This is a genomic window from Neobacillus sp. BF23-41, from assembly GCF_041106275.1.
Genome location: NZ_JBGBPR010000004.1, coordinates 248344 through 260572, shown reverse-complemented (window position 1 = coordinate 260572; position 12229 = coordinate 248344). Strand labels below are relative to the sequence as shown.

Genomic DNA, 12229 nt, shown 5'->3' with positions numbered 1-12229 from the left:
TTCATTATCACATTAGCAGACTAAAGCATTTAGAAAATATGCAATATAAAAACAAAGTAATCTAACGATAAAGGATGAGCAGGATGAGTCGCTTGTTTATGTTTGAAAAGCCTTTAGGCATGAGAGACACGCTGCCGGAGTTATATGAAAAGAAACATCGTGTTCGGACCTTAATGGAGGATACGATCAAACTTTGGGGCTGCCAATTTATTGAAACACCTACACTGGAATACTATGAAACCGTTGGAACCGCATCAGCCATTCAGGATGCCCAGCTTTTTAGATTGCTTGACAAAGAGGGTCATACGCTCGTTTTGAGGCCTGACATGACAGCACCTATTGCCAGAGTAGCAGCATCGAAACTATTGCAGGATGACATGCCGCTTCGGTTAGCATACTCTGCGAACGTTTTCCGGGCGCAGCAACGTGAGGGCGGCCGGCCTGCTGAGTTTGAGCAAATCGGTGTCGAATGCTTGAATGACGAAACGGTTTCTTGTGATGGAGAGGTCATATCATTACTTATTTCTTCATTGAAAAAAGCAGGATTATCGGAGTTCCAAGTATCTATCGGCCATATTGGCTTTGCCCAGGAATTATTTTTACAAATCCTCGGCACAGATGAGCGGGCCGATTCGTTAAGAAGATTTCTCTATGAAAAAAATTATGTCGGCTACCGCGAGCATGTGAACTCCCTATCGCTATCATCTATTGATAAGCAAAGACTTCTGCAGTTCCTTGACCTTAGAGGCGGGGTGGAAATAATTGGAACAGCACTAGACCTAATAGAAAATGAAAAAGGCAAGCAAGCTATTTTACAACTAAAGGAATTATGGGATTGTATAAATGATTACGGTGTACAGGATCAAGTCAAATTTGATTTAACCATCGTCAGCCATATGAGCTACTATTCTGGTATTTTATTTGAAGTTTACGCAGGGAATGTTGGCTTTCCAATTGGGAATGGCGGTCGATATAGCTTAATAGAGAAATTTGGAAAAAAAGCAAGTGCGACCGGGTTTGGGGTTCACCTTGATCGGCTTTTAGAGGCACTCGGAAGCTATGATATCGAAAACACAGTGACCTGCATCTTTTTCAGCCAGGAGCGACGAAGAGAAGCCTTTCAATTAGCCGAAAAAATGCATCAACAAGGTAAGAAGACAGTGCTTCAGGATATCAATGGTGTCAAAAATCTGGATGCCTATACAAAGAAATTTGCGGATACTACCTACTTATTAGGAGGGCGTGCCGATGAATAATATACTAACGATTGCGATGCCGAAGGGGCGGATTTTTGAAGAAGCGGCCGATCTGCTTAGGAAAGCTGGTTATCAGCTCCCGCCGGAATTCGATGATTCACGAAAATTAATTATTGAGGTTGAAAATGAGGGACTAAGGTTTATCCTAGCGAAACCGACAGACGTTCCTACCTATGTCGAGCATGGCGTTGCTGATATTGGTATTGCTGGCAAGGATGTATTGCTTGAGGAAGAGCGCGATGTTTACGAACTCCTCGATTTACGTATCAGCGCCTGCTATTTGGCAGTAGCGGGTCTTCCCGATACGAAAATGAATGATGTAGCACCGAGAGTGGCCACTAAATATCCGAATGTGGCCGAGGCTTATTTTCGTGAGCAGGGGGAGCAGGTCGAGATTATTAAATTAAATGGTTCGATCGAACTGGCCCCAATCATTGGTTTATCAGATCGAATCGTCGATATTGTGTCGACTGGACGGACGATGAGGGAAAACGGTCTTGTCGAGTACGAGAGAATTGTCGATGTAACATCGCGGCTGATCGTCAATCCTGTCAGCTATCGGATCAAAGACAATCAGATCGACGATTTAGTGACACGACTTAGTGAAGTAGTTTCAGTGGGGGATTATTAACATGAAAATACTAAAAGTGAGTGAACTGATTTCGATTAAACGTTCGATTGAAGCGGGTACCTCAGAACAGCAGGATGTTGTCAAAAAAATTATTGCGGAGATTCGCACTCGCGGTGACGAAGCATTAAGAGAGTATACCGAAAAATTTGACCGTGTGAACTTATCTTCTTTTTCCGTAACAGATAAAGAAATCGAGGCAGCCTATCAGCAGATCGATCAGCGTTTTATCTCGATCGTCCAGGAAGCAGCGGAAAATATTCGAGCATTTCATGAAAAGCAGCTCCGGCCATCATGGATGACCACCGAAGAAAATGGAACCGTTCTTGGTCAAAAAATAACGCCGCTTGATTCGGTTGGCGTGTATGTGCCAGGTGGAACGGCTGCCTATCCATCATCCGTCCTAATGAATGTGATTCCGGCAAAAGTCGCTGGTGTGAAACGGATTGTGATGGTGTCACCTCCAGACGACCAAGGTCAATTGCCAGCAGCGGTACTTGTGGCTGCAAAGGAAGCAGGCGTCGAAGAAATCTATAAGGTTGGCGGGGCTCAGGCGATTGCGGCACTCGCCTATGGAACAGAATCGATTCGCTCCGTCGATAAAATTACCGGTCCGGGAAATATCTTTGTGGCGCTGGCAAAACGAGAGGTTTTCGGGGATGTGGACATCGACATGATCGCCGGTCCAAGTGAGATTGCCATTTTGGCAGATGAAACGGCAAGAGCGGACGAATTGGCGGCTGACCTGCTATCACAAGCGGAGCACGACCCGCGGGCCTGCAGTGTTCTCGTGACTCCATCGATAACTCTAGCCGAAGCAGTTGCTTTGGAAGTCGAAAAGCAGCTGGAACTTCTGCCGCGAAAAGACATCGCCGCCCGCTCGATTGCCGACTATGGTGCGATTTACGTAACATCAGATATGGACGAAGCGGTCGAAACCGTAAACCAGTTAGCACCGGAACACTTAGAAGTCATCACAGAAAATGCGATTGAGTTGCTTGGGAAAATTCGTCACGCAGGAGCAATCTTTATTGGTCGTTACAGCTCTGAACCCGTGGGAGACTATTTTGCAGGTCCCAACCATGTCCTGCCGACAAACGGAACCGCTCGCTTTTCCAGTCCACTGAATGTGGACGATTTTCAAAAGAAATCGAGCGTGATTATCTACAGTGAAAAGGCTTTAACCGAGAATGGCGCAAAAATTGCCGAGTTTGCCCGGATGGAAGGGCTCGAGGCCCATGCCAGAGCAGTGGAAATTCGTTTAAAAAATGACGGAAAGTTATAGCTTTCATAAAATAAGGAGGTCCCGTTCGTGGAAAGAATCGCAAGTGTTGAACGAAATACAAATGAAACGCAAATACAATTGAAATTAGAAGTAGATGGTGACGGACAGTCCAATCTTGAAACGGGTGTCCCATTCATGACGCATATGCTTGATTTATTCACAAAGCACGGGCAATTCAACCTTACCGTGGATGCCAAAGGTGATACCGAAGTGGATGACCACCATACAACAGAAGATATTGGCATTTGTTTAGGGCAGGCGCTTCGTGAAGCACTAGGGGACAAGCGCGGCATTAAGCGCTACGGGAATGCCTTTGTACCGATGGATGAAGCTTTGGCACAGGTAGTCGTCGATCTCAGTAATCGTCCGCATCTCGAAATGCGTGCCGAGTTTCCAGGACAAAAAGTTGGCACCTTTGACACCGAGCTTGTTCATGAATTTTTATGGAAGCTGGCATTAGAGGCTCGGATGAATCTTCATGTTATCGTACATTACGGACAAAATACACACCATATGATCGAAGCCGTCTTTAAAGCACTCGGACGTGCCCTAGACGAAGCAACGACCATCGACCCACGCATCAAAGGTGTGCCATCGACAAAAGGGATGTTATAAAAACCTGGGTGTCAGGCACCATGTGGATGACAAAATTGGTTGGTGTCAGGCACCATGAAAAGGCACCAGGAAAGGGATGTTTTCGATGATTGGCATTGTTGATTATGGGATGGGGAATTTGTTTAGCGTGAGTAAAGCACTTGAGCGACTAGGCGCTGATTATTTTATTTCCGCCAATAAGAAGGAATTGCTTCAAGCTGATGGATTGATTCTTCCTGGGGTTGGTTCCTTTCGTGATGCGATGGAACGCTTGCCAGTGGAGACGATCAAGGAATTTGTGGCAACGGGGAAACCGCTCCTCGGTATCTGCCTTGGGATGCAGCTGTTGTTTGAGCAAAGTGAGGAAAATGGTCCAACGAAAGGTTTAGGATTGTTGCCAGGAAGTGTTCGCCGTTTTCCAGGCAGAACACCAGAGGGAGCGACTTACAAGGTTCCTCACATGGGTTGGAACCGGCTTGAATTTGTTAATAACTCACCTCTTTTGAAAAATGTAGAAGAGGATTATGTGTATTTCGTCCATTCCTATTATGTGGATGCAAAAAACAGCGATGTTTTACTGGCAAAGGCGGATTACCACGAACAAGTTTCGGCGGTTGTTGGCAGAGACAATGTGATGGGGATGCAATTTCATCCTGAAAAAAGCAGCAAGCTTGGGATGGCCCTTCTAGATAATTTTTTACAAATGGTGGAGGAAAGGAAGGCAGTCCGATGAGTTTAACAATATATCCAGCAATTGATATGCGTGGCGGCAATTGCGTCCGTCTCCTCCAAGGGGACTATGATCAAGAAACGATTTACGGGAACTCACCGTTTGATATGGCCAAGAGTTTTGCCGCTGACGGCGCAGATTGGATCCACATGGTGGACCTTGACGGGGCAAAGGATGGCAAGCGGGTCAATGACCGGTTTGTGATTGAAGCGGCCAACAAACTTGATGTAAAAATTCAAATTGGCGGCGGGATTCGTTCGGAAGAGGACATCGTTCACTACCTTGAAAATGGGGTGGATCGTGTCATCATTGGAAGCATTGCTGTATCGAATCCGGAGTTTGCAATTGAAATGATTAAGAAATACGGTGGAAAAATTGCGGTTGGCATTGATGCGAAAAATGGCTATGTCGCCACACACGGATGGCTGGATACCTCAGAACTAAGGGCGGTCGATCTCGGCAAGCGCTTTGCAGAAGCAGGTGCTGAGACGTTTATTTTTACCGATATTGCCACTGATGGGACACTTGCAGGTCCTAATATTGCTGCAGTTTGTGAAATGGCAAAAGTGACTGAAAAAAATGTTATTGCCTCTGGAGGAGTAAGCAGTCTTGCAGATTTAAAGGCGATAGCAAAAAATGGGTTAAGCGGTGCAATTGTAGGTAAGGCGCTATACGAAAATCGTTTTACCCTGAAGGAAGCATTGGAACTGGCAGGAGTATAACACAGGAGTTTACATAGTATTCCCTGCAAAAAAAGGCAATGGAAGGTGAGAGTATATGACATTAACGAAACGAATCATTCCCTGCCTTGATGTAAAGGACGGTCGAGTGGTAAAAGGCATTCAATTCGTCCAGCTGCGGGACGCGGGGGACCCAGTTGAATTGGCGCGATTTTACGATGAGCAAGGTGCAGACGAGCTCGTTTTCCTAGATATCTCAGCATCAGTTGAAGGCAGAAAAACGATGGTGGAAGTAGTCAAGGCTGTCGCTTCCGAGCTGGCGATTCCGTTTACGGTTGGCGGGGGAATCAATGCCTTGGAAGATATGAAGAGAATTCTTCGTGCAGGGGCAGATAAAGTGTCACTGAACACAGCTGCCGTCTTGAATCCGGAGCTCATTAAGGAAGGCGCCAGTTACTTCGGTTCGCAATGTATCGTCGTTGCAATTGATGCAAAATTTGATGAAGAAATCGGGACTTGGCGTGTGTTTACGCACGGCGGCCGGACTCCTACAGACAAACTAGTGGTTGAGTGGGCAAAGGAAGCAGCCGAGCTTGGAGCAGGTGAAATTCTATTAACGAGTATGGACAGTGACGGCGAGAAAAATGGATTTGATCTAGAACTAACGAAAGCAGTTAGTGAAGCCGTTCCGATTCCGGTCATCGCTTCGGGCGGAGCAGGGAATTCGGAACACTTCGAAGAAGCATTTTTAGCAGGAAAGGCAGATGCTGCCCTTGCTGCATCTATCTTTCACTATAAAGAGACATCAGTTCATGAAGTAAAAAGCTATTTACGGGAAAAAGGAGTGACAGTTCGATGAATGTACGGTTTGATGAAAAAGGGTTAGTGCCGGCCATTATCCAGGATGCTGGAACGAAAGAAGTATTAACGCTCGCATATATGAACGAGGAATCACTCGCGAAAACAATTGAAACGGGAGAAACCTGGTTTTTCAGCCGTTCTCGTCAGGAATTATGGCATAAAGGAGCGACAAGCGGCAATACGCAAACGGTTGTCAGCATCAATTATGACTGTGATCAAGATGCATTATTAGTGCTTGTTTATCCCAAAGGGCCTGCCTGCCATACGGGTGCGGTGAGCTGTTTTTCTGAACGGGGCTTTAAGGCGACTTCGAGCATGGCGGATTATCAAATCTTACAATCGCTTGAAAAAGTAATCGTCGAACGTGAACGTGAGCGGCCAGAAGGGGCATACACAACCTATCTTTTTGAAAAAGGCGTCGATAAGATTTTGAAGAAAGTCGGCGAAGAAGCGGCTGAAGTGATTATCGCTGCTAAAAACCGTGACCCCGAGGAGCTAAGGTGGGAAGCGGCCGATTTGCTTTATCACTTGCAGGTATTGCTGGTGGAACAAGGCCTCCCATTCAAAGATATTTTGAGAACATTAGAGGAAAGACACAAGGACCGGTCGTAAAAAGACCGGTTTTTTGCGTTGATTTGTAGATAAAGTTAAATTTTTGTATATATCTTAGTCAAAAACCTCAATCCCTTCTCGAACAACTCCATGATGTGGTATACTACATTAGTTATGTTAAAAATGTGGAGGACTTCATGGGTAAAGACGCGAAAGCAAGAATGCATATGGGAAAATTACTTTCATTTGTTCCTACGGGGGAATATTATTTCACGAAGGGTTTAAAGGCATTCCATCGACGTGATTTTATAAAAGCAAAAAAATATCTTGGGCGAGCGATGCAGCTTGAGCCGGGTGAACCGATGATTATATGCCAGTTGGCGATCGTGTCAACAGAACTTGGCGAGTTTGAAAATTCCAACCGGCTCTTGCACCTCATCCTTGAAGAACTAGATCAAGAAATGGTGGAATGCCATTACTTTTTGGCAAATAATTATGCCCATTTGGGATTTTTTAAAGATGCGTATCACCACGCCAAGCTGTATTTACAGCTAGATCCGGATGGTGATTTTAGCGAAGATACAGAGGATTTGCTTGATGTACTAACATTTGAGTCAGAGGATCTTGAGGATGAACTCTATCCGCAGGATGACCTGATAGTCAAACAAGAACAAGCTCGTGACCTGCTGGAGTCAGGTTACTTTCCAAAAGCAATTGAGCTGTTAAATGATGTGGTCAAAGATTATCCAGAGTACTGGTCGGCTTACAATAACTTGGCACTCGCTTATTTCTATCTAGGCAAAACAGAAAAGGCGGAATCCATCTTAGACGATGTATTGGAGCGAAATCCGGGAAATCTCCATGCTCTTTGTAACAGACTTGTATTTGCTCATTATCAGGGCCAATCAAAGAATGTGGCTGGGTTGAGTGCAACATTGAAGAAAATTCAACCACTTCTTAGTGAACAGCAATTTAAGCTGGGTGCCTCGTTTGCTTTGGTTGGTGAATATGAACTTGCCTATTTATGGCTGAAAAAATTATATAAACATGGCTTTGATGGCGATGGCCCGTATTATTATTGGCTTTCTTATTCGGCCTATTTCACAGGCCATGAAAATTTTGCAAAAAGCATCTGGAAAAAGGTGCTGGACCTTAATCCTGACAAAGAAGGCTCTGAACCATGGAATAAAGAAAACGCATCAGCTAATGGTTTTGAGGACCTTTCCGGATCTATTTTTCAAAAGCTTGAAAGTGACTATGTAGAAGAGCGCTTATTTGCCCTTTTCCTAACGACCGTTTCAAGCAAAAAAGAGGAAATTATCACCTCAAAACGGCTTTTTAAAAACCAAAAATTTACGGCCTTGGAAAAGGATTATATCTCGTTAATCAGATCGGGAAAACCATCCAAAACTTCGGATGCACAAGAAATTGCCGAGCTTTTTTATGAGACCCATCAACCAATTGGCACCATTGAGGCTGGTTTATACCTCATGTGGTTTTCCGTGTATGTCGAGGTTTCCAAAGCTAAGCTTCGTTTGAAAAATAAACGTGCCTGGGCTGGCGCAGTTGAGTATATGTGGCACAAGCTGCGCAGTGAAAAGGTATCCCAGCAGGAAGTTGCTGAGCGCTATGGGATTTCCTCAGCAACGATTGGCAAATATGTAAAAATAGTGAACAGCTATTTGAATTAAGCATATTGGTGGACGATAAAACGATTGTTATATACGATTAAGTAAGGGAACAATATACTTAATCGTATTTTTTTATATTACTGTCTAGCTGCAGCGCCTAGGGGCTCGAGTTCATAAGCCAATCCGACGAGAAGGTAAAGAACAACCTTCCCGCCGGCTCGTCTTATGCTTGTCGCCCCTGACCAAGGCGCTTCCGCTTTTCTATTAAGGAGTGACAAAATATGTCTGAAGAAAAAATTTATGACGTCATTATTGCTGGTGCTGGCCCTGCGGGGATGACAGCGGCTGTTTATACATCTCGTGCAAACCTATCGACACTAATGATTGAGCGCGGGATGCCGGGCGGCCAAATGGCCAATACCGAGGACGTTGAAAATTATCCTGGCTTTGAAAGTATTTTAGGTCCGGATTTATCAACAAAGATGTTCGAGCATGCTAAAAAGTTTGGCGCTGAATACGCTTATGGCGATATTAAGGAAATCATTGATCACGGTGACTATAAAATCGTCGTTGCTGGGTCAAAACAATATAAAGCTTACGCGGTTATCATTACAACGGGTGCGGAGTATAAGAAAATTGGTGTTCCAGGTGAAAAAGAACTTGGCGGCCGCGGTGTATCCTATTGTGCTGTATGTGATGGGGCCTTCTTTAAAGGAAAAGAGCTTTATGTGATTGGCGGCGGGGACTCTGCCGTTGAAGAAGGGGTTTATTTAACACGTTTCGCTTCCAAAGTAACTATCGTTCATCGCCGTGCTGAGCTTCGTGCCCAAAAAATTCTTCAAGACCGAGCTTTTGCCAATGAGAAAGTGGATTTTATTTGGAATCACACGATTAAGTCGATTAATGACAAAGATGGCAAAGTGGGAAGTGTGACATTGGTTTCCACTGAAAATGGCGAAGAGCAAGTATTACCGGCTGACGGAGTCTTTATTTATATCGGCATGGTGCCATTATCCAAACCATTTACTAGCCTAGGAATTACCAATGAAAATGGTTATATCGAAACAAATGACCGCATGGAAACGAAGGTACCGGGAATTTATGCAGCTGGTGATATTCGGGAAAAAACGTTACGCCAGATTGTGACTGCAACGGGAGATGGCAGTATTGCCGCACAAAGTGCCCAGCATTTTGTTGAGGAGCTTAAAGAAGAATTAAAACAAAAAAGCAGAAGCTAAAAAATCTTCCGTTAATTTTTTACAAAAACGTAACTCTGTTTTAATTCTCTTGTAACAGTAGTGAAATATTGTTAGGGTATGATAAAAGCAGTAATTGACCCCCTTTAAAAATATATTCCTTTCATGCACAGGCCCGTAGCCTGTGCTATTTTTTTAGTCTGATCTGCTCGTAAGTATATTTATAAAAAGTATGTTAGCAATAGTGACAAACTATAATAATAATAATTACAGAAATATCAAATTTGTATTCATTGTGACTGTATCCTAAAAATAGTATAATAAAAGGAATGAATTTAAAGTAGAGGGTTCTTTGGTATTTCGAGTAAACTTTGAAAGGTCCTTTTTCAAAAGGGACAAGCGAATGCTTTTTCGAAGACTGCTAAAAACATGTATGCTTTATTAAGAGGGTGAATGTTGTGCAGCGTGTCACCAATTGTGTATTGATAAGAGACGAAAAAATATTGCTGCTGCAAAAACCACGCCGCGGCTGGTGGGTTGCTCCTGGTGGGAAAATGGAGCCGGGCGAATCGGTTCGAGACTCTTGCATCAGGGAATATCGTGAAGAAACGGGAATCTATTTGAAAAATCCACAGCTAAAAGGGATTTTTACAATGATTATGAAGGAAAACGACCAGCTTCTTTCCGAGTGGATGATGTTTACGTTTGTAGCAACTGATGCGGACGGCATCGATTTAGACGAATCTGAGGAAGGTAAGCTTGAATGGCAAATGATTGATCAATTGAAAAATTTGCCAATGGCTGCTGGCGATTATCATATTCTTGATTATATGATTCATGGAAAAGGAATTATTTACGGTACTTTTACTTATACAAAAGACTTTCAACTAATCAGTTATCGATTAGATCCAAGCTAACTAATAGGGGGAATTAATAATGAGTACCGGTGCTGCAAGTGACATTCAAATGGTGATTATTACAGGAATGTCTGGTGCAGGAAAAACTGTAGCCATTCAAAGTTTTGAAGATTTAGGTTTCTTTTGTGTCGATAATTTGCCTCCAACATTGCTTCCAAAATTTCTCGAACTTATGAAGGAATCCGGGAATAAGATGAATAAAGTTGCCCTTGTTATGGACCTGCGAGGAAGAGAATTCTTTGATCATCTATTTAAAGCATTGGATGAACTGGCAGAAACTTCATGGGTGGCCCCACAGATCTTATTTTTAGATGCGGATGATTCAACATTAGTGCGCAGATATAAAGAGACGAGGCGGTCGCATCCGTTAGCACCGACAGGTCTGCCGCTTGAAGGAATTACACTTGAGCGTGAACTTCTTGAAGAACTTAAAGGCAGGGCGCAATTAATTTACAATACTTCCCAGATGAAACCGCGGGAACTTCGTGAGAAAATATTAACGGAATTTACGGCGAATAAACAATCATTCTTTACTGTCAATGTCATGTCATTTGGCTTTAAGTATGGAATTCCTATAGATGCGGACCTTGTGTTTGATGTGCGTTTCTTACCAAATCCTCATTATATCGAGCATATGAGACCTAAAACGGGGCTTGATGAGGATGTTTCCAGTTATGTATTAAAGTGGAATGAAACTCATAAGTTTTTGGAAAAAGTAACCGACCTGCTTTCTTTTATGCTGCCTCATTATAAAAGAGAAGGAAAAGCTCAGTTAGTGATTGCGATTGGCTGTACAGGCGGACAGCACCGTTCAGTGACGCTTGCTGAACATCTGGGTAAATTTTTCCAACAAGACTATAAGACATGTATATCCCATCGTGACATTGAGAGGAGAAAGGAAAAAACAACATGAGCATTTACGGACAGCCTCGAATTGTCGTCATTGGCGGGGGAACAGGATTGCCAGTTTTATTGCGTGGATTAAAACAGTTTCCTGTGGATATTACCGCCATTGTGACAGTCGCGGATGACGGCGGCAGTTCAGGACGCTTGCGTGAAGACTTGCATATTCCACCTCCTGGAGATATTCGCAATGTGTTAGCATCCTTATCAGATGTCGAACCGCTCGTTGAAGAAATGTTTCAACATCGGTTTAAAACATCGAATGAGCTTTCCGGACACTCGCTTGGAAATTTAATCTTGGCGGCAATGACCTCAATCACGGGTAATTTTGTCCACGCGATTCAGGAAATGAGTAAGATCTTAAATGTTCATGGTAAAGTCTTGCCTGCAGCAAATCAGAGTGTCGTCCTTCATGCTGAAATGGAAGACGGAACGATTGTCTCAGGGGAATCGAAAATTCCATACTCGGGTAAGAGAATTAAAAAAGTGTTTATGACGCCGGAAAATATTCGTCCCTTACCAGAGACCATTCAAGCCATCCGTCAGGCTGATTTAATCATCATTGGGCCAGGGAGCCTATATACAAGTATTCTGCCAAACCTCCTAGTTCCAAGAATCGGGGAGGAGTTGTGCCGGTCACACGCTAAAAAGGTGTATATTTGTAATTTGATGACCCAGGCTGGGGAAACCCATGGCTTTACTGCGAGTGATCATGTAAAGGCCTTATATGATCATATGAGCTGTGCTTTTATTAATACGATTCTTGTAAATAATGAAGAGATACCACAGGATATTCAGCTACGATATAATGAAGAACTGGCTGACCCTGTTCTATATGATCTGCCACGCCTTTTTGAATTAGGACTAGAAGTCGTTCATGCGGACATCGCTTATCAGGAAAATGGTGCGCTAAGACATGATCCGAAAAAGGTTGCAAAAATTTTATATAATTTGCTTTTAATTGAAACCAAAAAGCGTTATGAAACGTAAATATAG

At 43.5% G+C, this 12229-nt stretch carries 13 protein-coding genes; all 13 read left to right on the top strand.

Going from position 1 to position 12229, the window contains the following annotated elements; genetic code table 11:
* Positions 1-83 precede the first annotated feature (83 nt).
* The 13 genes from AB7942_RS09390 to AB7942_RS09330 all read left to right on the top strand — a co-directional run bounded on the left by AB7942_RS09390 (position 84) and on the right by AB7942_RS09330 (position 12223).
* Positions 84-1256: an ATP phosphoribosyltransferase regulatory subunit gene (locus AB7942_RS09390; protein ID WP_335437541.1), complete on the top strand. Its 1173-nt coding sequence runs from the start codon at positions 84-86 to the stop codon at positions 1254-1256.
* Positions 1249-1887, top strand: coding sequence for an ATP phosphoribosyltransferase (gene hisG / locus AB7942_RS09385; protein WP_369446618.1), 639 nt, complete (start codon positions 1249-1251; stop codon positions 1885-1887). Before AB7942_RS09390 ends, hisG begins: the two co-directional genes overlap by 8 nt.
* A gap of 1 nt (position 1888) precedes the next feature.
* On the top strand, positions 1889-3169 hold the full coding sequence (gene hisD / locus AB7942_RS09380) for a histidinol dehydrogenase (RefSeq protein ID WP_369446617.1): 1281 nt from the start codon (positions 1889-1891) through the stop codon (positions 3167-3169).
* Positions 3170-3196: 27 nt separating this feature from the next.
* Positions 3197-3784: an imidazoleglycerol-phosphate dehydratase HisB gene (gene hisB, locus AB7942_RS09375; RefSeq protein ID WP_088089566.1), complete on the top strand. Its 588-nt coding sequence runs from the start codon at positions 3197-3199 to the stop codon at positions 3782-3784.
* Between the two features lie 85 nt (positions 3785-3869).
* Positions 3870-4496 carry an imidazole glycerol phosphate synthase subunit HisH gene (hisH, locus tag AB7942_RS09370; protein ID WP_168245659.1) on the top strand — a complete coding sequence of 209 codons (627 nt, stop codon included), beginning with the start codon at positions 3870-3872 and terminating at the stop codon, positions 4494-4496.
* A complete protein-coding gene (gene hisA / locus AB7942_RS09365) occupies positions 4493-5215 on the top strand; it encodes a 1-(5-phosphoribosyl)-5-[(5-phosphoribosylamino)methylideneamino]imidazole-4-carboxamide isomerase (protein ID WP_369446616.1) in 723 nt (240 codons plus the stop codon). Before hisH ends, hisA begins: the two co-directional genes overlap by 4 nt.
* Positions 5216-5270: 55 nt before the next feature.
* Positions 5271-6032, top strand: coding sequence for an imidazole glycerol phosphate synthase subunit HisF (hisF, locus tag AB7942_RS09360; protein WP_369446615.1), 762 nt, complete (start codon positions 5271-5273; stop codon positions 6030-6032).
* A complete protein-coding gene (gene hisIE / locus AB7942_RS09355; RefSeq protein ID WP_335437552.1) occupies positions 6029-6646 on the top strand; it encodes a bifunctional phosphoribosyl-AMP cyclohydrolase/phosphoribosyl-ATP diphosphatase HisIE in 618 nt (205 codons plus the stop codon). Before hisF ends, hisIE begins: the two co-directional genes overlap by 4 nt.
* A 137-nt stretch (positions 6647-6783) precedes the next feature.
* Positions 6784-8277, top strand: coding sequence for a tetratricopeptide repeat protein (locus AB7942_RS09350; RefSeq protein ID WP_369446614.1), 1494 nt, complete (start codon positions 6784-6786; stop codon positions 8275-8277).
* A gap of 221 nt (positions 8278-8498) precedes the next feature.
* On the top strand, positions 8499-9455 hold the full coding sequence (gene trxB, locus AB7942_RS09345) for a thioredoxin-disulfide reductase (protein ID WP_088089560.1): 957 nt from the start codon (positions 8499-8501) through the stop codon (positions 9453-9455).
* 416 nt (positions 9456-9871) lie between these two features.
* Entirely contained in the window at positions 9872-10330 is a 459-nt protein-coding gene (locus AB7942_RS09340; protein WP_088089559.1) for an NUDIX hydrolase, read from the top strand.
* Between the two features lie 19 nt (positions 10331-10349).
* Positions 10350-11243, top strand: a complete 894-nt coding sequence (rapZ, locus tag AB7942_RS09335; RefSeq protein WP_369446613.1) for an RNase adapter RapZ — start codon at positions 10350-10352, stop codon at positions 11241-11243.
* Positions 11240-12223, top strand: a complete 984-nt coding sequence (locus tag AB7942_RS09330) for a gluconeogenesis factor YvcK family protein (protein WP_179195945.1) — start codon at positions 11240-11242, stop codon at positions 12221-12223. The genes rapZ and AB7942_RS09330 overlap by 4 nt, the downstream gene beginning before the upstream one ends.
* Positions 12224-12229 lie beyond the last annotated feature (6 nt).